24 protein-coding genes, 2 pseudogenes and 1 riboswitch are annotated in these 23,761 nt (G+C 68.7%); of the genes and pseudogenes, 14 read left to right on the top strand and 12 right to left on the bottom strand.

Annotated features, from left to right (window positions below):
• Both BLP62_RS08000 and BLP62_RS07995 read left to right on the top strand, forming a co-directional pair.
• Positions 1-323, top strand: a pseudogene (locus BLP62_RS08000) (IS982 family transposase); the annotation flags it as partial.
• A 23-nt stretch (positions 324-346) separates the two neighbouring features.
• Entirely contained in the window at positions 347-943 is a 597-nt protein-coding gene (locus BLP62_RS07995; protein ID WP_093007550.1) for a protoglobin domain-containing protein, read from the top strand.
• On the opposite strand, the gene BLP62_RS07990 is transcribed toward BLP62_RS07995, so the two are convergent.
• Genes BLP62_RS07990 through BLP62_RS07975 form a run of 4 tightly spaced genes read right to left on the bottom strand, consistent with a single transcriptional unit; the run spans position 933 to position 5,282 of the window.
• Positions 933-1,739 carry a carbohydrate ABC transporter permease gene (locus tag BLP62_RS07990; protein ID WP_093007544.1) on the bottom strand — a complete coding sequence of 269 codons (807 nt, stop codon included), beginning with the start codon at positions 1,737-1,739 and terminating at the stop codon, positions 933-935. The two genes, BLP62_RS07995 and BLP62_RS07990, sit on opposite strands and share 11 nt — an antisense overlap.
• Positions 1,739-2,848: a carbohydrate ABC transporter permease gene (locus BLP62_RS07985; protein WP_093007542.1), complete on the bottom strand. Its 1,110-nt coding sequence runs from the start codon at positions 2,846-2,848 to the stop codon at positions 1,739-1,741. The genes BLP62_RS07990 and BLP62_RS07985 overlap by 1 nt, the downstream gene beginning before the upstream one ends.
• Positions 2,849-2,899: 51 nt before the next feature.
• Positions 2,900-4,135, bottom strand: a complete 1,236-nt coding sequence (locus BLP62_RS07980) for an ABC transporter substrate-binding protein (RefSeq protein WP_176758170.1) — start codon at positions 4,133-4,135, stop codon at positions 2,900-2,902.
• A complete protein-coding gene (locus tag BLP62_RS07975; RefSeq protein WP_093007548.1) occupies positions 4,092-5,282 on the bottom strand; it encodes an ROK family transcriptional regulator in 1,191 nt (396 codons plus the stop codon). The genes BLP62_RS07980 and BLP62_RS07975 overlap by 44 nt, the downstream gene beginning before the upstream one ends.
• A 122-nt stretch (positions 5,283-5,404) precedes the next feature.
• Positions 5,405-5,563, top strand: a riboswitch (cobalamin riboswitch).
• 133 nt (positions 5,564-5,696) lie between these two features.
• On the opposite strand from BLP62_RS07975, the gene BLP62_RS07970 reads away from it, so the two are divergent.
• The 7 genes from BLP62_RS07970 (at position 5,697) to BLP62_RS07940 (ending at position 10,933) form a co-directional block, all read left to right on the top strand.
• Entirely contained in the window at positions 5,697-6,554 is an 858-nt protein-coding gene (locus tag BLP62_RS07970; protein WP_093007538.1) for an ABC transporter substrate-binding protein, read from the top strand.
• On the top strand, positions 6,551-7,579 hold the full coding sequence (locus BLP62_RS07965; RefSeq protein WP_093007536.1) for a FecCD family ABC transporter permease: 1,029 nt from the start codon (positions 6,551-6,553) through the stop codon (positions 7,577-7,579). Before BLP62_RS07970 ends, BLP62_RS07965 begins: the two co-directional genes overlap by 4 nt.
• Positions 7,566-8,318, top strand: coding sequence for an ABC transporter ATP-binding protein (locus BLP62_RS07960; RefSeq protein ID WP_093007534.1), 753 nt, complete (start codon positions 7,566-7,568; stop codon positions 8,316-8,318). Before BLP62_RS07965 ends, BLP62_RS07960 begins: the two co-directional genes overlap by 14 nt.
• Entirely contained in the window at positions 8,299-8,631 is a 333-nt protein-coding gene (locus BLP62_RS07955; RefSeq protein WP_093007532.1) for a hypothetical protein, read from the top strand. The genes BLP62_RS07960 and BLP62_RS07955 overlap by 20 nt, the downstream gene beginning before the upstream one ends.
• 40 nt (positions 8,632-8,671) lie before the next feature.
• Positions 8,672-9,409, top strand: a complete 738-nt coding sequence (locus tag BLP62_RS07950) for an SDR family oxidoreductase (RefSeq protein ID WP_093007530.1) — start codon at positions 8,672-8,674, stop codon at positions 9,407-9,409.
• Positions 9,410-9,503: 94 nt separating this feature from the next.
• The gene (locus BLP62_RS07945; RefSeq protein WP_093007528.1) at positions 9,504-9,767 is read left to right on the top strand and encodes a hypothetical protein; all 264 of its coding nucleotides are present in this window, start codon (positions 9,504-9,506) and stop codon (positions 9,765-9,767) included.
• Complete coding sequence (locus BLP62_RS07940) at positions 9,767-10,933, top strand: serine hydrolase domain-containing protein (RefSeq protein WP_093007526.1); 1,167 nt, start codon at positions 9,767-9,769, stop codon at positions 10,931-10,933. The genes BLP62_RS07945 and BLP62_RS07940 overlap by 1 nt, the downstream gene beginning before the upstream one ends.
• Here BLP62_RS07940 and BLP62_RS07935 read toward each other — a convergent pair.
• Together BLP62_RS07935 and mntR are read right to left on the bottom strand one after the other, a co-directional pair.
• Positions 10,918-11,139: pseudogene (locus BLP62_RS07935) on the bottom strand (beta-eliminating lyase-related protein); the annotation flags it as partial. The gene BLP62_RS07940 and the pseudogene BLP62_RS07935 sit on opposite strands and share 16 nt — an antisense overlap.
• 4 nt (positions 11,140-11,143) lie before the next feature.
• Positions 11,144-11,803, bottom strand: a complete 660-nt coding sequence (gene mntR / locus BLP62_RS07930; protein WP_093007522.1) for a manganese-dependent transcriptional regulator MntR — start codon at positions 11,801-11,803, stop codon at positions 11,144-11,146.
• 23 nt (positions 11,804-11,826) lie between these two features.
• Between mntR and BLP62_RS07925 the strand changes: the two genes are divergently transcribed.
• Together BLP62_RS07925 and BLP62_RS14390 are read left to right on the top strand one after the other, a co-directional pair.
• Positions 11,827-13,401 carry a gamma-glutamyltransferase family protein gene (locus BLP62_RS07925; RefSeq protein ID WP_093007520.1) on the top strand — a complete coding sequence of 525 codons (1,575 nt, stop codon included), beginning with the start codon at positions 11,827-11,829 and terminating at the stop codon, positions 13,399-13,401.
• A 9-nt stretch (positions 13,402-13,410) separates the two neighbouring features.
• Entirely contained in the window at positions 13,411-14,604 is a 1,194-nt protein-coding gene (locus tag BLP62_RS14390) for a serine hydrolase (RefSeq protein ID WP_093007518.1), read from the top strand.
• Here BLP62_RS14390 and BLP62_RS07915 read toward each other — a convergent pair.
• The 3 genes from BLP62_RS07915 to BLP62_RS07905 all read right to left on the bottom strand — a co-directional run bounded on the left by BLP62_RS07915 (position 14,601) and on the right by BLP62_RS07905 (position 16,671).
• A complete protein-coding gene (locus tag BLP62_RS07915; protein WP_223903127.1) occupies positions 14,601-15,245 on the bottom strand; it encodes a hypothetical protein in 645 nt (214 codons plus the stop codon). The genes BLP62_RS14390 and BLP62_RS07915 overlap by 4 nt on opposite strands.
• 121 nt (positions 15,246-15,366) lie before the next feature.
• Positions 15,367-16,278: a DUF72 domain-containing protein gene (locus BLP62_RS07910; protein ID WP_093007514.1), complete on the bottom strand. Its 912-nt coding sequence runs from the start codon at positions 16,276-16,278 to the stop codon at positions 15,367-15,369.
• Between the two features lie 39 nt (positions 16,279-16,317).
• Positions 16,318-16,671, bottom strand: coding sequence for an ArsR/SmtB family transcription factor (locus BLP62_RS07905; RefSeq protein ID WP_176758169.1), 354 nt, complete (start codon positions 16,669-16,671; stop codon positions 16,318-16,320).
• 217 nt (positions 16,672-16,888) lie between these two features.
• Between BLP62_RS07905 and BLP62_RS07900 the strand changes: the two genes are divergently transcribed.
• The 3 genes from BLP62_RS07900 (at position 16,889) to BLP62_RS07890 (ending at position 21,007) form a co-directional block, all read left to right on the top strand.
• Positions 16,889-17,371: an arsenate reductase (azurin) small subunit gene (locus BLP62_RS07900; RefSeq protein WP_093007510.1), complete on the top strand. Its 483-nt coding sequence runs from the start codon at positions 16,889-16,891 to the stop codon at positions 17,369-17,371.
• Between the two features lie 12 nt (positions 17,372-17,383).
• On the top strand, positions 17,384-19,969 hold the full coding sequence (locus BLP62_RS07895) for an arsenate reductase (azurin) large subunit (RefSeq protein WP_093007508.1): 2,586 nt from the start codon (positions 17,384-17,386) through the stop codon (positions 19,967-19,969).
• 96 nt (positions 19,970-20,065) lie between these two features.
• Complete coding sequence (locus BLP62_RS07890; protein WP_093007506.1) at positions 20,066-21,007, top strand: YbgA family protein; 942 nt, start codon at positions 20,066-20,068, stop codon at positions 21,005-21,007.
• Here BLP62_RS07890 and BLP62_RS13570 read toward each other — a convergent pair.
• From BLP62_RS13570 to crtI, 3 genes are read right to left on the bottom strand one after another with little or no spacing between them, the layout of a single operon-like run.
• A complete protein-coding gene (locus BLP62_RS13570; protein ID WP_280512754.1) occupies positions 21,004-21,120 on the bottom strand; it encodes a HepT-like ribonuclease domain-containing protein in 117 nt (38 codons plus the stop codon). The two genes, BLP62_RS07890 and BLP62_RS13570, sit on opposite strands and share 4 nt — an antisense overlap.
• A gap of 4 nt (positions 21,121-21,124) precedes the next feature.
• Positions 21,125-22,123, bottom strand: coding sequence for a type 2 isopentenyl-diphosphate Delta-isomerase (gene fni, locus BLP62_RS07885; RefSeq protein WP_093007504.1), 999 nt, complete (start codon positions 22,121-22,123; stop codon positions 21,125-21,127).
• Positions 22,120-23,688 (bottom strand): phytoene desaturase family protein, encoded by a 1,569-nt coding sequence (gene crtI, locus BLP62_RS07880; RefSeq protein ID WP_093007502.1) that lies wholly within the window; start codon positions 23,686-23,688, stop codon positions 22,120-22,122. Before crtI ends, fni begins: the two co-directional genes overlap by 4 nt.
• Between the last annotated feature and the right edge of the window lie 73 nt (positions 23,689-23,761).

The raw sequence follows: 23,761 nt of genomic DNA, 5'->3' as shown, positions 1-23,761 counted from the left end.
TCCTCCTTCCCCTGGACCTTCCCGAGGGGGCGGAGCTCTACCTGGACCGGGGGTACGAGAGCCATCTGTACGAGGACCTCCTCCGGGAGGCCCAGGAGGTTGTTCCCATGGTCATCCGCAGGAGGAACAGCCGGCGGTATCTCCCTTGGATGCAGTACCTGGCCATCGTGGGGCGGAGGGTGGTGGAGACGGTGGGGAGCATGCTCCATCACCTCTTCCCCAGGCGCATCCACGCCGTGACCCAGGAGGGTTTCGTCATCAAAGTTCTCACCTTCGTCCTGGCCCATAACATCAGTCTCCTGACCCAGAAGATGGCTGGGTAGCAACTTGGGTTATGCTAGAGGACGTGACGGAGAAGAACCTCGCCCGCTTCTACCAGATCGCCCAGGAGATTTGGAACCAGCTTCCTCCCAAAGCCCGCTTCCGCCCTCTGGAGGACGGAAAGGTTTTGGCCCGTCACGCGGACCTCATGGCCTCCTGGACGGAGGAGCTCGTCCAGGGGTTTTACGACACCCTCTTCGGCCATCCAGCTACCCGGAAAATCTTTAGGGAAGGGGAACGTCCGGCGCGGGAAAAGACCCTTAGGGACTGGTACCTGCGCACCATCCGGGGCCCCTTCAATGGCCAGTACTTCGCCTGGCAGGCCCTGGTGGGCTTGGTGCACGTGCGCCGGGGCGTGACCAACGCCATGATGGCCGCCATGTGGAACTGGGTTACGGAAAAGGTGTCCGAGAAAGCCCGGGCCCACCTTCCTCCCGAGGAGGCCCGGGCTTTGGAGGACGCCTGGCGCCGCCTGGCCTTCACCGCCACGGCCCTCATTGCCGAGGAGTACCTTCAGGGCTACCTCGAGGCCCTAGCCCTTTCGGACCGCCAGGACCCCGAGGCCTTTGCCCAGAAAGCCCAGATGGCGGCGGCGGCCCTCCTCGCCCAGATCAGCCCTTGACGGACCCGGCGAGGAGCCCCCTCAGGAAGTAGCGGCCCAGGAAGACGTAGACCAACAGGGTGGGCAGGGCGGCCAGGATGGCCCCGGCCATGGGCAGGTTCCACTTCACCGCCTCGCCTCCCGCAAGCTGGGCCAGGGCCACGGTGATGGGCTGGCTCTCGGGCCGGGTGAGGGTCACGGCGAAAAGGAACTCGTTCCAGATCTGCGTGAACTGCCAGATGGCCACCACCACGAAGGCGGGGACAGAGAGGGGCAGGATCACGTGGCGGAAGATGGCGAAGAACCCCGCCCCGTCAATGCGGGCCGCCTCCACCAGCTCGTCGGGGATTTCGCTGTAGTAGTTTTTGAAAATCAGGGTGACGATGGGGATGCCGTAGACCACGTGGACCAGGATCAAGCCCCAAAGCGTCCCGTAAAGCCCGATGGCCTTCACAAACTGGAAGAGGGGGATGAGGATGCTCTGGTAGGGGATGAACATGCCGAAGAGCATGAGGGCGAAGAGGAGGCCTGAGCCCCTAAAGGGCCACTTGGCCAGCACGTAGCCGTTTAGCGCCCCCACCAGGGCGGAGAGGGCCGTGGCCGTGAGGGCCAGGACCAGGGAGTTTTGGAACTTGGGCCGGAAGGCCTCCCAGGCGATCCGGAAGCTTTCCCAGTAGACCGGGTCCGGCCAGCGCCACACGGTGTCCAGGGTGATCTTGGCGGGCTCCTTGAGGGCGGTGAGGACCACCAGGTACACCGGCAGGAGGAAAAAGAGGGTGGCCAGGAGGAGAAAAGCGTAGAGGAGGGCCCGCCCCATCAGCGCCGCACCTCCTTCCTGAGCTGGCTCGCCAGGTAGGGGACCACCACCACCGCCACCAGGAGGAGGAGGAGGAGGCCGATGGCGGCGCCCTTGGCGAACTGGTTCCCCCGGAAGGCCAAGAGGTACATGTAGATGGCGGGCACGTCCGTGGGGGCGTAGTCCAGCCCCGCCATGGCGAAGATGAGGTCAAAGATCTTCAGGGCGATGTGCCCGAGGACGATCATGGCCGAGAGGGTGATGGGGGCCAGGAGGGGGAAGATCACGTGGCGGTAGGTCTGCCACTCGCTGGCCCCGTCCACCTTGGCGGCCTCCAGCACCTCCACGGGGATGCCCCGGAGGCCCGCCAGGTAGAGGGCCATGGTGTAGCCCGACATCTGCCACACCGCCGCCAGGATGACCCCCACCAGGGCCAGGCTGAAGCCGTGGGGCTCGGGGTAGGGGAGAAGGTGGAGGCCCCGCCCCACCGTGAAGGCCCAGAGGAAGAGGATCCCCGCGGCGAGGAGGCTCCAGGCGAGGCGTTTGGGCTCCCCCTCCCGATGGGCCCGCCAGGCCAGGTAGAGGAGGACGAGGCCCACCACCAAGGCGGTGTAGAAGGGGAGGGCGTTCCAGTCAAAGACCAGGACCTGGTCCCGGGTGGTGAGCCAGGGGAAGGAGAGGGGCGGGAGGCCAACGAGGGTGGGCAAGACGTTCACCCCCCCTTGGGGTTGGAGGAGCCAGCGCCAAATCGTCCCCGTGACCACGAAGGAAAGGGCCATGGGGAAAAGGAAGACGGTGCGGAAGAACCCTTCCCCCTTCGGGCTTCGGTCCAAAGCCAGGGCCAGGAGGAGCCCAAGCCCCAGGCTTCCCGCCATGAAGAAGAGGGTGAAGAAGATCAAGTTCACCACGCTTTGGCGGAAGCGCATGTCCACGAAGCCGGTGAAAAGCTCGCGGTAGTTCTCCAGGCCCACGAACTTGAGCTCGGGCCGTAGGGCCAGGGCTTGGGCGGGGTTTCGCCCCCAGTCGGTGAGGGAGGCCCAAAGGTTTTGCCCGATGAAGCCGTAGACGAAGACCCCCACCGCCACCAAGGAGGGGAGGAGGACCAAAAAGGCCGTGATGCGGTCGCGCACGTTTCCTCCGAAAAACCCGTGGGGGCTTTAGCCCCCACGGGTTCCACGCGCTTAGCGGCCTAAGCCCACCTGGCTCGCGATGGCCTGGGCGGCGTTCGCGGCGGCTTGGGGGTTCCTGCTCTGCAGGAAGATTTCCATCACGGTGCCAAACTGGCTCATGAAGCTCTCGGGCGCCACCGCCCCGTGGACCAGGGAGCCCACGATGCGGTTGGACTTCCAGTCCTTCATGGCCGACTGGCCGTAGGCGTTGTACTTGGCGGGGTCGGAGTCCAGCCGGGCGGCGATGGAGCCTTTGAGGGGGTTGAAGGTGTCCTGCCCCTCCTTGGAGCCCACGAGCTTAAGCCAGTTAAGGGCGTTCTGGCGGTTCTTGGCCCCCTTGGGCAGGCCGAAGGAGTCGGAGAGCATCATGAAGACCCCGGAGGTGCCGGGGGAAGGGGCCCAGGCGAAGTCCGTGCCCGGGCGGAGCTTCAAGGTGGTGGCCATATAGCCCGCGGCCCAGTCGCCCATGATGTTGAAGGCGGCCTGGCCCTGCACCACCCGGTCCACGGCCTGCTGCCAGGAGAGGCCGGCGGCGTCCTTGTTGGCGCAGTCCAGGACCTTACCAAAGGTTTCCCAAACGGCCACCGCCTTGGGGTCGGTGAACTTCAGCTTCCCGTTCCAGAGGTTGTTCCAGCCCTCCGGCCCCAAGGTGGCCAGGGCCACGCTCTCCCAGAGGTGCTGCTGGGTCCAGTTCTCCCCCAGGGCCAAAGGAGCCTGGAGGCCCTTCTTCTTCAGGGTTTCGCAGGTGGCCAGGAACTCGGCCCAGGTCTTGGGGGGTGTTACGCCCCACTCCCGGAGCTTGGCGGGGATGTACCACATGACGTTGGAGCGGTGGATGTTCACGGGGACGCTCCAGATGCCGCCCTTGTAGGAGAGGAGGTCAATGAGTCCCTTGGGGAAGGCCTGCAGCCAGCCCTCCTGACGGAAGAGCCCCGTGAGGTCCTCCATCCGGTCCGCCACCACCCAGGTGCCGATGAGTTCCTGCCCCGCGTGCACCTGGAAGGTGTCCGGCGGGTCGCCGCCCAGCATGCGGGTCTTCAGGACCGCCTTGGCGTTGACCCCGGCCCCCCCGGTCACGGTGGCGTTGATGACCTCCACCCCGGGGTACTTCTGCTTGTAGAGCTTGATGAGGGCCTCGAGGGCCGGCCCCTCGTCCCCCGCCCACCAGGAGAAGATCTCCAGCTTGCCCGTCTGGGCCAGGGCGCTAAGCCCCAAGGCCACGCCGATCGCCAAAAGCCACTTCCTCATACCTACCTCCATTGCGACGTGGGCTTTCCGCCCACAGGCCGCCCAGCTCAAGAAACCGCGCCAGGAAGAGGCTGGCCCCGCCCACCGCCGGGGCCAGGTGCCCGTAGACCGAGGGGCGCACGGGAAGGGCTCGGTGGGCCTCCACGAAGGCGTGGGCTTCCAGGGACCGGCGCAGGGAAGCCTCCAGGAAAGGGAAAAACTCCGCCGCCTTGCCCCCCACCACCACCAGGGCAGGGTCGTAGGCCACGGCGAGGTTGGCCAGGAAGCGGCCCAGGGCCTCTCCCAGGTGGGCGAGGGCCTGTAAGGCAAGGGGGTCCCCTTGCCGGGCCAGGTGGAGGAGGGCCTCGAGGTCCTCCGCCCTCCCCCCCAGGGCCTGGTGGTGGGCCAGGAGGGTGCCCAGGCCCAGGGCCGTTTCCAGGCACCCCACGCGGCCACAGGCGCAGGCCCTTTCCCCCGGGCCCAGCCAGTGGCCGAGCTCCCCCGCCGCCCCGTTGGCCCCCCGCAGGAGGCGGCCTTCTGCCACCACCCCAACCCCTAGCCCGGTGCTCAGCACCACGTAGGCCAGGTTGGCCTCCCCGTGGAAGAAGACCTCGGAAAGGGCCGAGGCCTTGGCGTCGTTTTCCATGGCCACGGCTAGGGGGAAACCGGAGAGGAGGGGCCTGAGGTCCAGGTCCCGCCAACCCAGGTTCGGGGCCAGGAGGAGGCGGTCTCCCACCACCCCGGGCAGGGTGAAGCCCAGGCCCAAGGCCCCCGTAGCCCGGGGCAAGACCTCCTGCCGGAGCCGGTCTAGCCGCTCCTCGGGTCCGGCGTGGGGGTCATGCCGCCACTCCCGGGCCCAGAGGACCTCCCCGCGCCAGTCCAGGGCGAGGAGGACGGTCCCCTCCACGCCCAGCTCCGCCCCCAGGGCGAAGCGGGCCCGGGGCCGGAGGTGCAGGAGGGTGCCGGGCCGCCCCAGGGGGGGAGAGGTGAAGGCCCCTTCCTCCAAGAGGCCTTCCTGCAAAAGCTCGTCCACCAAGCGGCTTATGGCGCTTTTGGCCAGGCCGGTGCGCCGGGAGAGCTCCGCGCGGGTCAGGGGGCCTTGGCGCAGGTGCTCCAGGATGGCCCGGCGGTTCAGCCTGCGGATTTCTTGCGTGTCTCCCTTGCGCACCCTCGCCCCCATTAGTTCGTTCTCAGGACTAAGAAACCACCCCGGGCCTTCCTTGTCAAGCCCCCTTGCCAGAACCTTCCCCGGGCCTTAGCCTTAGGGCTAAGGCCCGCTAGGGCCCCAAAGCCAGGTCCCGTTGCCCTGGTGCCTGGGCGCGTAGTCCAGGCTTAAAGTGGGGAAGTCCGGTGCAAGTCCGGCGCTGTCCCGCAACGGTAACCGGTCGCGCGTCACGCCCTTCGTCGTAGGCCGGAAGCCCGAATGCCTGCCAGGGCCGTCCGCCCTTCCCCGGGGCGGGCACCTCACGCGGATGGGGGAGAAGTGGGGGATAAACGGCGTTTGCCTTTAGCCCCTGCCTCCCGGCAGGGGTTTTTCCCTACCTCCCCCGGGCCTGGCCCTAGCGGCCTTAGGGAGGTAGGCATGAAAAGACTCTTGGCGGCGCTCTCGCTTCTACTGGCCTTGGCCTTCGCCTTTCCCCTCACCCTGCAGGACGACCTGGGGCGCACGGTCACCCTCAAGGCCCCGCCCAAGCGCATCGTCACCATGCTGCCCTCGGTCACGGAGACGGTCTGCGCCCTGGGGGCCTGCGACCGCATCGTGGCCACGGACGACTACTCCGACTGGCCGGAAAGCGTCAAAAAGCTTCCCAAGGCGGGCGGCCTCTACAACCCCAACCCCGAGCTCATCGTCTCCCTCAAGCCCGACCTGGTCCTGGTCTCCAAGTACGGGAGGCTCTACGAGACCCTGGAAAGGGCGGGGCTTACGGTCTACGCCGTGAGGACGGAGACCTACGAGGACATCTTCCGCACCGTCCGCACCCTGGGGAGGCTTCTTGGCCTCGAGGCCCAGGCCGAGCGGCTCGTGGCCCAGATCCAGAAGGAGGTCTACCAGGAGGAGGCCCGGGCGGCCAAGGCCAAGTCCCGCCCCCGGGTCTACTACGAGATTGACCCCACCCCCTACACCGTGGGCCCCGAGAGCTTCATCGGGGTTCTCATCCAAAAGGCCCGGGGGGTGAACATCGTCCCCAAGGAGCTCGGCCTCTTCCCCAAGATCGCCCCCGAGTTCGTGGTGGAGAAGGACCCCGAGGTCATCGTGGCCACCTACCCGAACGCCCTGGAGACCATCCGCAAGCGCCCCGGCTGGGACCGGGTCCGGGCGGTGCGCGCGGGCCGGATCTGCGTCTACACCGGGGGCGAGGACAGCCTCCTCTCCCGCCCCGGCCCCCGGGTGGCCCAGGGCCTGAGGCTCCTCGTGGACTGCTTCCACGGCAGGCCATGACCCTAAGCCTTCCCCTGGCCGTAAGGCGGGGCCTGGTCTTCGCCTGGCTCCTCTTCCTCCTCCTCGGGGCCTTGGTCCTGGGCCTCGCCTTCGGGGCGGTGGCCCTGCCCCCGGAGGCGGTGGTCCGGGCCCTCCTGGGCCTGGAGGAAAACCCCATCGTCACCGAGCTCCGCCTGCCCCGGGTCCTGGGGGGGATGTTGGTGGGGGGGGCCTTGGCGGTCTCGGGGGCCGCCTTCCAGGGGCTCTTCCGCAACCCCCTGGCCGACCCCTACCTCATGGGCTCCGCCTCGGGGGCGGCCTTCGCCGTGACCCTCTTCGCCGTCCTCTTGGGGGGGCTTTCCCCCGCCTTCGCCCAGCACGCCGTCTTCCAGCACCTCCCCTTCTCCGCCACCTTCTTCGGCTTCCTTGGGGCCCTTTTGGCCACCCTCCTCACCCTGGTCCTGGCGGGGGGGGTGGCCCGCACGGGGGAGCTCGTGCTCGCCGGGGTGGTGGTGGGGAGCGTCCTCACCGGGCTCACCACCTACCTGATGATGCAGGACGCCGACCGGGTGCGGGCCGTCTTCGCCTACACCCTGGGCAACCTGGCCTTCGTGGGCTGGGCGGGGGTGCGGGCCTTGGCCCTGGCCCTCCTCCTCGCCCTGCCTCCCCTTTTCCTCCTGGGAAGGGTCCTCAACGCCTTGCAGCTTGGGGAGGAGACGGCGAAAAGCCTCGGGCTTCCCTTGGAGGGCCTAAAGCTTCTCCTCCTCGGGGCGGCGAGCCTCCTCACCGCCTCCGCCGTGGCCCAGGCGGGGATCATCGGCTTCGTGGGCCTGGTGGTGCCCCACATGCTGAGGCGGCTTCTGGGGGAGGACTACCGCCTCCTCCTCCCGGCCAGCGCCCTGGGGGGCGGGGCCCTCCTCGCCCTGGCCGACCTCCTCGCCCGCACCCTCGCCCGGCCCGCGGAGCTTCCCGTGGGCGTGGTCACCACCCTCCTCGGGGGGCCCTTCTTCCTCTACCTCATGTGGAGGCGGCGTGGGCGGGCTTGAGGCCAGGGGAATTGTGGGGCCCTTCGCCCTAAAGGGCGTGGACCTCCTCCTGCGCCCGGGGGAGTGGCTCGCCCTCCTCGGGCCCAACGGCTCGGGGAAGACCACCCTCCTGAAGGCGATGGCGGGCCTCCTCAGGCCCAGGCGGGGAGAGGTGCTTTTGGAGGGGAGGCCCCTTAGGGTCCACGGCAGCTACGGGCGGGGCCGCCTCCTCGCCTACCTCCCCCAGGGCGGCCCCTACCCCGAGGGGCTTTTGGTGGAGGAGGTGGTGCGCCTGGGGAGGCTTCCCCACCTCGGGCTTTGGGGGCGGGAGGGGCGGGAGGACCGGGAGGCGGTGGACTGGGCCCTCGAGGTCACCGGGGCTTCCGCTTTTCGGGGGAGGCTCCTCGGCACCCTCTCGGGCGGGGAGAGGCAGCGGGTCCTCCTGGCCCGGGCCCTGGCGGGGAGGCCCAGGTACCTCCTCCTGGACGAGCCCACCACCTTCTTGGACCTGGAGCACCAGGGGGCGGTGGTGGGGCTTTTGAGGCGGCTTGCCGGGATGGGCCTCGGGGTGCTTTCCGTCCTCCACGACCCCAACCAGGCGGCCCTCGCCCACCGGGTGGCGGTGCTGGAAGGGGGAAGGGTGGTGGCGGAGGGGAGGCCTGAAGCGGTCCTGCAGGAACCCCTCCTCGCCCGGCTCTACGGGCCGGGGGTCCGGGTCGTCCGCCTGGGGGAGAGGCCCCATGTCTACCTGGACCCGTAGGGCCAGGCTCTTCGTAAGGCGGCGGGCCTTCCTCCTGGACCTGGGGGAGGAGGTCCTCCTCTACACCGAGGGGGGGCCGCGGCGGGCCCGCTACCTCCTCGTGGGGCGGGTCTCCCCGCCCGAGTGGCTGAGGCTTGGCCTTCCGAGGGAGGCCGTCCTCCACTACCCCCTGGAGGTGGACCCCCTGGCCTTTGAGTGGGAGGGGGAGACCCTGGTCCTGCCCGGGCTTCGGGTCTACCTGGGAGGCCCCCCCGAGTTCGTGGAGACCCCCTACTACGCCTGGCCCTTGACGGGCCCCCGGGGCCGGGAGTAGGGTGGGCTTACCGACCGGTTGGTCGTCTAGGGGGTGCGGGATGCGGCTCAAGGACAAGGCGGTGCTCATCACGGGGGCGGCCCACGGCATTGGCCGGGCCACGCTGGAGCTCTTCGCCAAGGAAGGGGCGAGGCTCGTGGCCTGCGACGTGGAAGAAGGCCCCTTAAGGGAGGCGGCGGAAAGCGTGGGGGCCCACCCGGTGGTGATGGACGTGGCCGACCCCGCCTCCGTGGAGCGGGGGTTTGCCGAGGCCCTGGCCCACCTGGGCCGGCTGGACGGGGTGGTGCACTACGCCGGGATCACCCGGGACAACTTCCACTGGAAGATGCCCCTGGAGGACTGGGAGCTCGTCCTCCGGGTGAACCTCACGGGAAGCTTCCTGGTGGCCAAGGCGGCCTCGGAGGCCATGCGGGAGAAAAACCCTGGGAGCATCGTCCTCACCGCAAGCCGGGTGTACCTCGGGAACCTGGGGCAGGCGAACTACGCCGCCTCCAAGGCGGGGGTGGTGGGGCTTACCCGGACCTTGGCCCTGGAGCTTGGGCGGTGGGGGATCCGGGTGAACGCCCTGGCCCCGGGGTTCATTGAGACGCGGATGACGGCCAAGGTGCCGGAGAAGGTGCGGGAGAAGGCCATCGCCGCCACGCCTTTGGGCCGGGCGGGGAAGCCCTTGGAGGTGGCCTACGCCGCCCTTTTTCTGGTCTCCGACGAGTCCAGCTTCATCACCGGCCAGGTCCTCTTCGTGGACGGGGGGAGGACCATTGGGGCGGCCTCGGCCTAAGAGCACCCCATGCGGGCCCAAGCCCGCATGGGGGCCCCGAAAAGGCCTAGCCTTCTTCGGGCATCGGAGGCAGAAGAGGGTGTAGGCTTGAGGCATGCGGGTCCTAGGCTGGGTCCTTCTCCTTTTGGGGCTCGTCCTCGCCTGGTTTCTCCTGGGCCCCTTCGTGGCCCTGGTCCTCGCCCTTTTGGCCCTCCTCCTCGCCGTCTTGGCCCTTCCCGTGGGCCTCTTCCTCGCCCTTTTGGGGGCTGTCCTTGGCCTTTTGGGCTTCTTCGTGAAGTGGCTTTTGCCCTTGGCGCTTCTCCTCCTCGCCCTCTGGCTCCTCCTAAGCCCGAGGAGGCCCGTTCCTGAGGGGTGGTGATGGACTTCCGGAGGCTTGACGCCTACTTCCGGCGCCTGGTGGAGGAGGGCCTTCTCCCCGGGGCCGTGGTCCTCGTGGCCCGGGGAGGGGAGGTGGTCTTCCAGGGGGTCTACGGCTTTTTGGACCCGGAAAAGGGCCTCCCCATGCGGGAGGACGCCCTCTTCCGCCTCTACTCCATGACCAAGCCTTGGGTCTCCGCCCTGGCCCTGGGCTTTGTGGAGGAGGGGGCCCTCTCCCTCTTGGACCCCGTGGAGAAGTACCTCCCGGGGTTTTCCGGGCTCCGGGTGGGGCGGGAGGTAGGGGAGGAGGTGATTTTGGAGCCCCTGAAGCGCCCCCTCACCGTCTACGACCTCCTCCGCCACACCGCGGGGCTCACCTACGGGGTCTTCTTCCGCTCCCCGGTGAAGCGCCTTTACCTCGAGGCCGGGGTGGACCGGTTTGACCTGAGCCGGGAGGCCTTTTTGCAGCGCCTCGCCGCCCTGCCTTTGCGCTTCCAGCCCGGGGAGGCCTTTGAGTACGGGCTTTCCACCGACCTCCTCGGTCACCTCCTGGAGGCTTTGGCGGGGCGGAGCCTGGCGGAGCTTTTGGAGGAGAGGCTTTTCCGCCCCCTGGGCATGAAGGACTCGGGCTTCCAGGCCAAGGACCCCGCCCGGCTGGCCCAGCCCTTCCCCAAGGACCCGGAGACGGGCCGGAGGATCGTCCTCCTTCCCGTGGAGGCTCCCCCGCCCCGGTACGCCGGGGGGATGGGGGGCGTGGGCACCGCGGCGGACTACCTCGCCTTCCTCGAGGCCCTTCGCCTGGGCCGGGGCCTGCTTTCCCCCACCATGGCGGGCTTCATGGTCCAGGACCACCTGGGAAGCCTCTACCCCGAGGCCCTCAAGCGGGGGCCCGAGTACCTGCCCGGGCCCGGGTACAGCTTCGGTTTAGGGGTGGCGGTGCGGGTGGAGCCCATGGGCTACTCCCCGGGCTCTCTGGGGGAGTGGACCTGGGCGGGTTTCGGCGGGACCTTCTTCTTCGTGGACCCCCTCCAGGAGGTCACCGCCCTCTACCTCGCTCAGGCCCCGAACCTCCTCTCCGTCCTGGAGCCGGAAAGGGGCCTCCACTCCCGGCTTGGGGCGAGGCTCCAGCACGCCTTCCGCACCCTGGTCTACCTGGGGCTGGAGTGAAGGAGGGCCACCTGGTTGGCCATGGTGCCCGTGGGGAAGAAAAGGGCGGCCTCTGCGCCCAGCATCTCCGCCGCCATGGCCTGCAGGCGGCTCACCGTGGGATCCTCCCCGTAGACGTCGTCCCCCACCTCCGCCTCCGCCATGGCCTTGCGCATGGCCGGGGTGGGGCGGGTGAGGGTGTCGCTCCTCAGGTCCACGAGGCGCATGCCCCTAGCCTAAAGGCTCCACCCCCACCGCCTGGGCGAGGGCCCGGGGCAGGAGGTAGACCTCCCCCTCCACCTCCACCCGCACCCCCTCGCCCTTCTCCAGGATCCGGAGGGGCTTTCCCGGCACCAGGCCGAGCCGGGCGAGGAGGTTCAGGGTGCCCCGGTCCTGGGCCAGGGCGCGGGCCACCCGGGCCCGCCCCAGGGGGGCTTCGGTGAGGGGGAGGGCCTTGGAGGAGGGGAGGGTCAGGTCCTTGGTGGGGATGGGGTCCCCGTGGGGGTCAAAGGGGGGGTGGCCCAGGTACTCGGCAATCCTTTCCTCCAGGTCCTCGCTGATCACGTGCTCCAGCCTTTCCGCCTCCTGGTGGACCTCCTCCCAGCCGTAGCCCAGGGCCTGGTGGAGGTAGGCCTCGAGGAGGCGGTGGTGGCGCAGGACCTCGAGGGCCACCTTCCTCCCCCGCTCCGTGAGCCGGGCCCCCCGGTAGGGCTCGTGCTCCAGGAGGCCCAGGGCCTTGAGCTTCTTCAGCATCTCCGTCACGGAGGGCGGCTTGACCGAGAGGCGCTCCGCCAGGGCCTGCGTGGGGACGGGCCCCCCGAGGGCCTCCTCCAGAAGAAAGAGGTGCTTTAGGTAATCCTCCTGGGCCTCGGTGAGGGGCGGCCTCGCCATCCCCCTAAAGGTAGCATGGAAGCATGGACCTCACCCACTACCCCTACCCCTCCCGCCGCCACGTGGTCTTGGGAAGGCGGGGCGCGGTGGCCACGAGCCAGCCCCTTGCCGCTTTGGCGGGGATGGAGATGCTCCAAAAGGGAGGAAGCGCCGTGGACGCCGCTATTGCCATGGCCGCCTGCCTCACCGTGGTGGAGCCCACCTCCAACGGGATCGGGGGGGACCTCTTCGCCCTGGTGTGGGACGGAGCCCTCCACGGCCTGAACGCCTCCGGGAAAAGCCCCATGGCCCTCACCCCGGAGAGGCTTCCCGGGAGGATGCCGGAGCGGGGGTGGCTTCCCGTGACCGTGCCGGGGGCGGTCTCGGGGTGGCGGGCCCTGCACGAGCGCTGGGGCAGGCTTCCCTTCGCCGAGGTCCTCGCCCCCGCCATCCGTTACGCCGAGGAAGGCTTCCCCGTGGGGCCGGAGACGGCGAGGAGCTGGCGGCGGGCAGAAGGCGTCTTCCTCCCCCTGGAGGGGCCGGAGTTTGGGCCCTTCAAGGAGGTCTTCTTCCCCGGGGGGAGGGCCCCAAGGGCGGGAGAGGTGTGGCGAAGCCCCCTCCACGCCAAGACCCTTAAGGAGATCGCCGAGTCCTACGGGGAAAGCCTTTACCGGGGGGCCCTGGCCGAGGCCCTCCTCCGCTTCAGCGAGGCCACGGGGGGGCTCCTTACCCGGGAGGACCTCGAGGCCCACGCCCCGGAGTGGGTGACGCCCCTTTCCACGGAGTACAAGGGGCTCACCGTCTGGGAGCTTCCCCCAAACGGCCAGGGGGTGGCGGTCCTCCTCGCCCTGAACCTTCTGGAGGGGTTTGACCTGAGGCCGGAGGACCCTTGGAGCTACCACGTCCAGATTGAGGCCATGCGCCTCGCTTTGGCGGACACCTACCGCTTCGTGGCCGACCCGCGGCACATGGAGCTCGCCCCCGAGGCCTTCCTCTCCAAGGCCTACGCGGCGGAAAGGCGGAGGCTCATCGGGGAAAGGGCCCTTCCCCGGGTCCTTCCCGGCCTCCGCCCCGAGGGCACGGTCTACCTCGCGGCGGCGGACGGGGAGGTGATGGTCTCCCTCATCCAGTCCAACTACCAGGGGTTCGGCTCCGGGGTTTTGGTGCCGGGAACGGGGATCGCCCTGCACAACCGGGGCCTGGGGTTTTCCCTGGAGGAGGGGCACCCGAACCGGGTGGGTCCGGGAAAGCGGCCCTTCCACACCATCATCCCGGGCTTCCTCACCCGGGAGGGGAAGCCCCTTGGGCCCTTTGGGGTCATGGGGGGGTTCATGCAGCCCCAGGGGCACGTCCAGGTGGTGGTGGGCCTGGCGGACTTCGGCCTGAACCCCCAGGCGGCCCTGGACCGGCCCCGCTGGCAGGTGGTGCCGGGGGACGAGGTGCTCTTTGAGCCCGGCATCCCCCAGGCCACGGCGCTTTTCCTCAAGGACCTCGGGCATAGGGTGCGCTACGAGGCGGAGTACGGCCTCTTCGGGCGGGGGCAGGCGGTCTTCCGCCTGGGGGAGGCCCTCGTGGGGGCGAGCGACCCCCGGGCCGAGGGGCTCGCCTTGGCGTGGTAGTTTGGAGCCATGAAGGCGAAGGGGTTTTTCTTGGGGCTACTCGCCCTCCTGGGCGGGTTCGGCGGGGCGGAGGGGCTTGGGGACCCCATGGGGGGGAGGCTGGAACGGGGGGCGGAGGTGCTCCTCCGCCTCTTTACGGAGGAGGTCCGCGAGGAGGCCTTTGCTCCGGGCTTCCTCGCCCAGGTGCCCGCGGCCCAGGTGGCGGCCATCGTGGCCCAGCTGAAGGCCAATCTAGGAGAGCTCAAAGGGGTGCAGCTCCTGGATCCGGAGAGGTACCTCTTGGAGCTTGAGCGGGGGTACGTGCCCGCCCGCATCAGCCTGGACCGGGAAGGGCGCATCGCGGGCCTCTTCTTTGAGCCCCCCATAGCCAAGCTGGGAAGCCTCGAGGGGGCCATGGAGGCCTTCCGGGCCCTCCCGGGGCGGGTGGGGCTATGGGTGGAGCGGGACGGGAGGCCCGTCTTGGCCCTGGAGGAGGACACGCCTTTGGCCGTGGCCTCGGCCTTCAAGCTTCTGGTCCTCGCCGCCTTGCGCGAGGAGGTGGAGGCGGGAAGGCGGGCGTGGGACGAGGTGGTCCGCCTGGAGGAGGTGTGGAAGAGCCTGCCTTCCGGTTTGCTCCAGAGTTGGCCGGAAGGAAGCCCCTTGACCCTCCACACCCTGGCGGCCTTCATGATCTCCCTCTCCGACAACACCGCCGCGGACGCCCTCATTGCCCTCCTCGGGCGGGAGCGCCTCGAGGCCCTCTCCCCCCGCAACCGCCCCTTCCTCACCACCAGGGAGGCCTTCGGCCTCGCCGCCCGGGGAAACCGGGACCTCTTGGCGGCCTTCCGCCACGGGGACCTAGAGGCCAAGCGCCAGGCCCTGGAGGCCCTGAGGGCCCGAGGCCTCCCCTCGGTGACGGACCTGCCCTTAGACCCTGGGGACTGGCCGCCCGAGACGGACTGGCGCTTTACCCCGAGGGAGCTCTGCCGCTGGATGGGGAAGGTGGCGGACCTTCCCCTCATGGGCATCAACCCCGGGGTGGCCGCCTTCCGCTGGGACCGGGTGGCCTACAAGGGGGGCTTTAGGCCCGGGGTGCTGAGCCTGGTCCATAGCCTTTCCCGCGGCGAAAGCCGCTACTGCGTGGCCTTCGTGTGGAACGGGGAGGAGGTGGACGAGCTCAAGGCCTTCACCCTCTACGGGGGGCTTTTGGACCTTCTCCCCTAAAGCGGATAGGCGAACCCCAGGAGGCTCTTCGCCCCGATCCGTTCCTGTAGGTCCTGGGGCATGGGAGAGAGGCGCGCCTTCTGCAGGGCAAGGTGGGCCTTGAGTCCCTCCTCCAAGGCCCTTCGCCAGGAGGGGGGTGTGGCCTTGCCCAGATTGAGGTAGGCCCGGACGGGTCTTCCGGCGAAGGCCCGCCCCCAGAACTCCGCGAAGGCGGCGGGAACCTGGCCTTCCGGCACGGGCAAGGGGGGTAGGCGGAAGCGCTCGCCTTCTAGGGCGAAGAGGGCGTGGAAGCCCAGGCGCATGACCAACTTTCCTCCCGGGGGAAGCCAGCCTTGGCGTCCTAGGGCCTCGGGATCGGCGGAGGCCAGGTATAGGCGGCCTTCCCGTTCCATTCGCCGTAGCTCGGCGAGCACGTCTTCCGGCTCCGCCTTGCCGAGGAGCTCCTCGGCCCGTTCGTGCAGGGCCTGGAGCCCCGGGCCGAAGAGGGGGGTGGCGTGGAGGAGGAGGCGTCCTGGGTACCGTTCCCGAAGGGCTTCCGCCAGGGCCAGGTGGGCGCCGAAGGGGGGGCGGGTCATCAAAAGAAGAACGCGGTCGTAAAGGGCAAGAAGCCGCTTGCAAGCCCCTTCTAGACTTTCCTTCATTGGATCCCAGATAAAGGGATCATTTTCCCTGGAAAAGTTTCCTTTTTCCGAAAGCAAACCCAGCTCCATACGATAAAGAAGTCTAAGTAGTGGTTCAGAGGACAAATGTCCTGTACTTGGTCTAATAAAACGGCCCTTCGGTCCAGGGAGGCTTCCCAAGACCCAGAAGGCGCTTGAGTCCCAAAGCGGCCTCCACCCCTTGGGTGCCGTAGTTGTTGTTGAAGATGACGAAGACCCTTTCCGCCTGCGCGGCCAGGGTGCGGGTGGCCTCCGCCAGGTCCAAAAGCTCCTCCTCGGAGTAGCGCCAGTTGAAGCGCTCGTAGGGCTTCGTGTGGGGGCCCTTCCAGGCCTCGGCGTTCCTCCCGTGGCAGCGGAGGACGGCCACGGGGTGGGTGGGCTCTAAGACCCTGGGCGGGGCCTCGGGGTGGGGCGGGGCGTCCACGCTCACGTGGACGAGGCCAAGCCGCTTTAGCTCCCGCTTCACGAAGCCCCAGGCGGTGTACCACTTGGGGTTGCGGAACTCCACCGCCACCAGGTACCCCTGGGTCCTCTCCGCCAGGCGCTCCAGGTAGCGGAAGCTCCTGGGCTTGGGCTCGGTCCAGGGGGGAAGGCCGAAGTGGAGGTAGCCAAGCTTCCCCGCCATTTCCAGGGGCTTTAGCGCCCCGAAGAAGCGCCGCCAGGCCTCCTCCACCACTTCCTCGGGCACCTCCCGCTGCGCCAGGTGCCCCTCCTGGCGGGGCAGGAGGGCCTTGAGGTCCTTGGGGAGGGCGTCCGCCTCCAGCCCGTGCCCGGTGAAGGCGGAGAAGGCCTTGACGTGGAAGAGGAAGCCTTCGGGGGTCCTTTCCGCCCACTTCTCCACCACCTCGAGGCGGGGCAGGGCGTAGAAGGTGCTGTCCACCTCCACGGTGTCAAAGTGCTGGGCGTAGTAGCGGAGGCGCTTTTCCGGGTGGTTCCTCACCCCAGGGGGGTACCAGCCGGAGGCGAGGAGGGTAGGGTCGGTCCAGCTGGCGGTGCCCACCCGGATTTCCGCCACGCCCTCATGGTAAGGGAAAAGCCTTCCGCTTGGTGGAGTCTAGACCGCCCTTTCGGCTTCCAGGGCTTTCCTCGCCTGCTGGGCCAGGCGCAAGAGCTCGTGGGCTAGGGCTTCCAGGGCCCCTGGGCGTAGGCGGTAGTAGGTCCACCGGCCCACCCGCACCCCCTCCACCAGGCCCGCCTCCCGAAGGATCCGCAGGTGGTGGCTCACTGTGGGGGCGGAGAGGCCTGTTTTCTCCTGCAGGTGGCAGAAGCAGACCCCGTAGGCCGTGCCGCAGCGGGGATCGTAGGCGGTGTGCTCGTCGGGGAGTTCCGCCAGAAGGCGGACCATGGCCACCCTGGCGGGATGGGCCAGGGCCTCGAGGCGGCCTTGAGTCACGTCTTTCCCGCGCACGGCCCCATTATGCCATGCGGACCTCTTAAGAACCACCCCGGGTAGACCTCAAAATCTCCTTATGGCTCTTTCTCCTACCCGCACCGCATCCCGCTAGGGAAGAGGGTTTTCCTTTGTATACCCTAGTGAGGTATATTTGGAGAGGTTTTGTTTCCGTTGACAAACGCCGATCCGCTATGATAACGTTCAAACCGTCAAAGGAAGGAGGGACAAAAGTATGACGCAAACCCTGAGCCGGAGGCGTTTTGTTCAGCTCACCGCTGCGGCCACCGCCCTTTTCGCCGCAGGCGGCAAGGCCCAGCTCGGGTACGCCCCGAGCCTCACCTACCCCGCGGTGAAGGTGGCCAACCTCTCCCAGGTCAAGACGGGCCAGCCCATCACCTTCAACTACCCCGACGCCTCCTCCCCGGCCATCCTGGTCAAGCTCGGCCGGCCCGCCATCGGCGGGGTGGGACGGGAGCGGGACATCGTGGCCTTCTCCGCCCTCTGCACCCACATGGGCTGTCCCGTCCAGTACGAGGGGGGCCGCTTCCTCTGCCGCTGCCACTACTCCATGTTTGACCCTGCCAAGGCGGGCCAGACCTACCAGGGCCTGGCCAGCTCCTGGCTCCCCCAGATCCCCCTTCGCGTGGACGGCAAGGGCGACATCTACGCCGTGGCCGTGGCGGGCCTCATCTGGGGCCGCGTGAAGAACGTGTGAGGAGGTTAAGATATGGCGCTCATTCCTCGTAGGGACCAGCTTCCTATCCCACCCAAGAACGCCAAGGTTTACAACACCGTCTGCCAGTACTGCAACGTGGGGTGCGGCTATAAGGTGTACGTCTGGCCGGTGGGCGAGCAGGGCGGGCCTAAGCCTTCCCAGAACGCCTTCGGCCTGGACCTCTCCACGCCCCAGCCCCCCCTGGCCGGCCAGAGCTACACGGAGACCATGCACGCCGTCACCGTGGGCAGGGACGGCCAGCAGTACCACGTGGTCATCGTCCCCGCCAAGGACAGCCCCATCAACCGGGGCGACTACTCCATCCGCGGCGGCACCAACGCCCTCACCGTCTGGAGCCTAGACCGGGGCACCCAGGACCGGCTCACCTACCCCCTCCTCAGGGTGGGCGACCAGTTCCAGGCCATCACCTGGCAGGACGCCCTGACCCTCATGGGCCTCCTCATCAAGGGCATCCGGGACCGGGACGGCAACGACGACAACATCGCCGTGAAGTGCTACGACCACGGGGGTTCGGGCCAGGGCTTTGAGGACAACTATGGCGCCGGGAAGCTCTTCTTCGCCGCCCTCTCCGTGAAGCACATCGCCATCCACAACCGCCCCGCCTACAACTCCGAGGTCTGGGGAAGCCGGGAGAGGGGCGTCCACGAGCTGAACTACACCTACGAGGACGCCCGGCTCGCCGACACCATCGTCCTCTGGGGGGCGAACCCCTACGAGACGGCCACGGTGTTCTACGTGGAGCACATGCTCCCCAACATCCAGGGGGCCACGGTGGCGGAGAAGCAGCAGGTCTTTGAACGGGGCGAGCCCGCCGAGCCCGGCTACCTCATCGTCATTGACCCCAGGAAGACCAGCTCCTACACCGTGGCCGCCCAGGTGGCCCCGGACCGGGTGATGCTCCTCCGGCCCAACCTGGGCACGGACTACATCCTGGCCAACGCCATCGCCCGGGCGGTCTGGGAGAAGGGCTACTACGACATGGCCTACCTCCAGGCCCGCACGGACATGGCCCTCTTTGAGGAGTACAAGGCGAAAAGCCTTAAGCTCTCCGTGCCCTACGCCGAGTTCATGGCCCAGGCGGAGCGCATCACCGGGGTTTCCCGGGCGGAGATTGAGAAGGCCGCCGACTGGATCGCCAAGCCCAAGGCGGGCCGGTTCAAGCGCCGCACCCTCACCATCTACGAGAAGGGCATCATCTGGAACATGAAGAACTACGACCAGGTAGCGGCCATCGTCCAGCTCGCCGTCCTCACCCACAACATCGGCCGGCCCGGCACGGGCTGCGGCCGCCAGGGCGGGCACCAGGAGGGGTACGTCCGTCCCCCCGCCCCCACCCCGGGCTCCATCTACCGGGGCGGGCCCCCCGTCAACGTGGACAAGTTCCTCACCGACGGCAAGGGCAAGTTCTACTGGGTCATCGCCAACGACCCCTACCTCTCCACCCCCAACAACCAGGTCTTCCGCAAGCGCATCCACGAGCGCACGGAGAAGCTCACCAAGGCCCTCGGCGCCGGGGGCGAGCCCGGGACCATACGGGAGCGGGCCCAGAAGATCCTGGACGTCCTCTACCAGGACCCCGACGCCCTCTTCATGGTGGTCCAGGACATCTACATGACCGAGACGGCCCGGGACGCCCACCTCATCCTCCCCGCCGCCGCCTGGGGCGAGGCCAACGACACCTCCATCAACTGCAACAGCCGCCTCCTCCGCCTCTACGAGAAGTTCATGGACCCGCCCGGGGAGGCCAAGCCCGACTGGGAGATCTTCAAGCTGGTGGGCTTGCGGATCGCCGAGCTCTACCGGGCCGAGGGCAAGGCCCAGGAGGCCGCCAAGTTTGAGTTCGGCAAGGACTGGAAGACGGACGAGGACGTCTTCCTCGCCGGGGCCGAGGAGTTCGGCGACAACCGCGTGAGCGAGGAGGACGAGGCCAAGCTGGAGGCCGAGAACTACAAGGGGGTCACCTACAAGCTCCTGAAGGAGCTGGGCCAGAAGGGCATCCAGACCCCCGTGCGCCGCGACCCCAAGACGGGGAAGCTCGTGGGCACGGTCCGGCGCTACACCTACAAGTTCGGCACCCCTGACGGCAAGTTCAAGTGGTACGGCACCGACGACTGGGAAGGCTACCCCGCGGAGGTGGCCAAGTACCTCGAGGGGGAGAAGGCCCGGCAGTACCCCTTCTGGGTCACCACCGGCCGGGCCCAGACCATCTGGCAGACCGCCTACCACGACCGCCGCCTCCCCGAGAAGGCCCTGGCCCTCCCCCTCCCCTACGTGGAGGTGAACCCCGAGGACGCCAGGCGCCTCGGCCTCCAGTCCGGGGACCTGGTGGAGGTCTACAACGAGGAGGGGAACGGCACCTTCCTCGTCTACGTCACGGACGCGGTGAAGCCGGGCACCCTCTTCCTGGTGATGTACCACTGGCGGGGCACCTCCAACTCCCTGGTCTCCGGCTACACCGACCCCAAGACCACCATCCCCTGGTACAAGGGCACCCGGGCCAACCTCCGCAAGGTGGCGGGGGCCATCCCCTCCGTGCAGCAGACGGCGAGCGTCTTGCAGCAGAACAAGTTTGACTAAGCCCTCTTGGGGACCCCGCTCTGGCTTTAGCCAGGGCGGGGTGTTTTTCCCGTGGCTCCGAGGGCCCTTTTCTTGTGGGAAGGGTACCATGGAGGGGTGGAGCCTTGGCCTAAGCCCCGTCTGGTGGTGAGCGCCTGTCTGGGCTTCGCCGCGGTGCGCTACTCGGGGGAGCTCATCCCCGACAAGGTGGTGGCGGCCCTGAAGGCGCACGTGGACTTCCTCCCCGTCTGCCCGGAGGTGGAGATCGGCCTCGGGGTGCCGAGGCCCGTGGTGCGCCTGGTGCGGGGGGAGGAGGGCCCGAGGATGGTCCAGCCCAAGACGGGGGAGGACCTCACGGAGAGGATGCGGGCCTTCAGCCTGGGCTTCCTCCAGGGCCTTGGGGAGGTGGAGGGCTTCCTCCTCAAGAACCGCTCCCCCTCCTGCGCCCTGAAGGACGCCAAGGTCTACGCCCACGCCGAAGGGGGCGGGGTGGTGGGGAAAGGCCCCGGGCTTTTCGCCAAGGCGGTGGAGGAGGCCTTCCCCCTCCTCCCCAAGGAGGACGAGGGGAGGCTCACCAACCCTCGCATCCGGGCCCACTTCTTCACCCGCATCTTCGCCTTGGCCCGGCTTCGGCGGGTGGAGGACCTCCCCGGCCTCATGGCCTTCCACGCCCGCTACAAGCTCCTCCTCCTGGCCTACAGCCAGAAGGAGGCGAGGGCCCTGGGCCGCCTCCTCGCCGAGGCCCAGGGGAGGCCCTTTCCCGAGGTCCGTGGGGCCTACGAGGAGGGGTTCTTGCGGGCCACGGAGAGGCTTTGGCGCCTGGGAGCCATGGCCGACGCCCTCCTCCACGCCTTCGGCTACTTCAAGAAGGCCCTCACCCCAAGGGAGAAGGCCCACTTCCTGGACCTCCTTGCGGACTTCCGCGAGGAGCGCCTGCCCCTCGAGGCCCCCCTGGCCCTCCTCGCCTCCTGGGCCCGGCGCTTCGCCGAGCCCTACGTGGAGGCCCAGGCCCTCCTGGAGCCGTACCCCCGGGCGCTGATGCACATCCCCGGGGCCTAGAGGAACCGGGCGAAGACCCGGCCCAGGGCCTCGAGGTTTTCCCGGGGGACCCGGTGGACGATGCGGCGGTCAATGTCCAGGTACTCGTGCACCAGGAGGTGGCGGAAGCCGATCCTCCTACACCCGCTCCACCCGCCCCCGGGCTTCCCTCGGGTTCCTCGCCCCGATGGCGAAGAGGGCGGTCCTGAGCTCCTCCAGGTAGTCCTGAATCCAGGCCGCCACCCGTTCCGCCCCCTCCAGGGCGGGCCTGAGGAGGGGCCGCGCCGCCGCCAGGAGGTCCGCCCCCAGGGCCAGGGCCTTGGCCCCGTCTGTCCCCGTGTAGACCCCGCCGGAGGCCACGAGGGGGAGGTGGGGCAGGACCTCCCGCACCTCGAGGATGGCCCTCGCTGTGGGGATCCCGATCTCGCAGAGCTCCGGGTGGCGCACCTCCCCGAAGCGCACCCACTCCTCCACCCGGGCCCAGCTCGTCCCCCCGGCCCCGGCCACGTCCACCGCCGCCAGGGGGAGGTCCCGTAGGGCCAAGGCCGCCTCCCGGGAGAGGCCGTGCCCCACCTCCTTCACCATCACGGGGAAGGGGAGGGGGAGGAGTTCGGCGAGCCTCTCCAAAAGGCCCCGGAAGTCCGTGTCCCCCCGCTGCACCGCCTCCTGCAGGGGGTTCACGTGGAAGGCGAGGGCGTCCGCCTCCAGGGCCTCCACGAGCCGGAGGAGGTCGTCCCGCCCGTAGCGCCTGAGCTGGGCGAGGCCCAGGTTGGCGATGAGGAGCGCCTTTGGGGCCACCTTGCGCACCCTAAAGCTCCTCAGGGCCTCGGGGCGCTCCAGGACGATCCTGCCCGAGCCCAGCATCATCCCCACCCCTAAGGCCTCCGCGGCCTCCGCCAGGGCCAGGTTGATCCTCTCCCCGTTTTCCTCCCCCCCGGTCATGGCCCCGATGAGGAAGGGGGCCTTCAGGGTCTTCCCCAGGAAGGGGGTGGTGAGGTCCACCTCGCCTAGGGCGAGGCCCGCCAGGGCCTGGTAGCGGAGGCGGAAGCCCTCGAGGCCCGTGGTGGTCTTCTGGTAGGCCACCTCTTCCCGGAGGCAGGCCTCGAGGTGCTTCCGCTTCCTCTCCTGGATGTTCACCCCCGCGCCTCCACAAGGCCCTTGGGGGCCTTTTCCAGGCCCAGGTCGTGGGCGATGAGCCGGGCCGTCATCTTGGCGGACATCATCACGCTGGGGAGCCCCGCCCCCGGCTGGTAGCTCTGCCCCACCAGGTAGAGCCCCTTCACGTCCTCGGAGCGGTTCTTGGGGCGGAAGGAGGCCGTCTGCCAGAGCACAGGCTCGGGGCCGAAGGCGTTGCCCAGGTGGCTATTCAGGGCCCACTGGAAGTAGTCCGGGGTGATGAAGTGGGTGTAGACCAGGCGGTCCATGAGCCCGGGGAGGTACCCCGCCTCGTCCAGGTACCGGAGGGCCTTCTCCAGGTAGAGGGGGCCAAGCCTCCCCCAGTCCAGGCCGCTCCCGTTGTGGGGCACGGGGACCAGGGTGTAGGCGGCGTGGTGCCCCGGGGGGGCTAAGGAGGGGTCGGTGAGGGTGGGGAGGTGGAGGTAGTGGGCGAAGTCCTCGGGGAGGGTCTTCCGCTGGAAGATGTCCCGGAGAAGCCCCTCGTAGCGGTGGGAGAAGAGGACGTTGTGGTGCTTTAGCCTTTCCCCCTCGTCCCCCCGGGCCTTGAAGCCGAAGTAGGCCACGAAGAGGCTCATGGAAAGCCTCGTGCGCTTGAGGCGCCAGTCGCCGTTCCAGGTGCGGTCCTCGGGGGCGAGGAGCTCGCCGTAGGTGTGGACGTAGTCGGCGTTGGAGACCACGAGGTCGGCTTCTATCTTTTCCCCATCTTGGAGGACCACCCCCACGGCGCGCCGCCCCTTGGTGAGGATGCGGCGCACGGGGGCGTTGTACCGGATTTGCCCGCCGAGCTCCTCCAGCTTCCGGACGAGCCCCCGCACCAAGGCCCCCGTCCCCCCCATGGCGAAGTGCACCCCCCAGCGCCGCTCCACGAAGTGGATCATGGCGTAGAGGGCGGGCACCTGGAGGGGGTTTCCCCCGATGAGGAGGGGCTCAAAGGAGAAGATCTGCCGGGTCTTGGGGTTCTTGAAGTAGCGGGAGACCACGCTAAAAAGGGGCCGCACCGCGTCCAGGCGGAGGAGGTCCGGGGCCACCTTGAGGAGGTCCAGGAGGCTTCCGAAGTGGGTGAAGCCGAGCTCTAAAAAGCCCTTCTGGAAGAGGGCCCTGGCGTGGGCCTCAAAGCGGCGGTAGCCCTCGAGGTCCTCCGGGGCGAGGCGGGCGATCTCCCCCTCCAGGTGCGCGGGGTCGTCCTTGTAGTCAAAGTAGGTGCCGTCCGGGAAGTGGAGGCGGTAGAAGGGGTCCAGGGGGACGAGCTTCACGTAGCGCTCCGTGTGCTTAAGCCCTTCCTCCTGGGGAAAGTCGGGGTAGAGCCTGGGGTCCCCGGGCCTCGTGGCGAAGAGGTCCTCCAGGAAGGGGGGGACGGTGATCACCGTGGGCCCCATGTCAAAGGTGAAGCCCCCCGCCCGGTGCACGAAGGCCCTTCCCCCGGGGCCGTCCAGTTTTTCCAGGACCAGGACCTGAAGGCCCATGGCGGCGAGGCGGATGGCCGCCGAGAGCCCTCCCACCCCGCTTCCGATGACGATGGCCCGCATGGAGAGGAGTCTACCAGGCTTTCCGTCCCGCCGAGTTGGGCCTGGCCCACACAGGGGGCTGCCCCCGGGAGTG

Source organism: Thermus arciformis, assembly GCF_900102145.1.
Lineage (GTDB): Bacteria > Deinococcota > Deinococci > Deinococcales > Thermaceae > Thermus > Thermus arciformis.
Note: the sequence above shows the minus strand (reverse complement) of the source record. Positions and strands in the feature narration are given on the sequence as shown.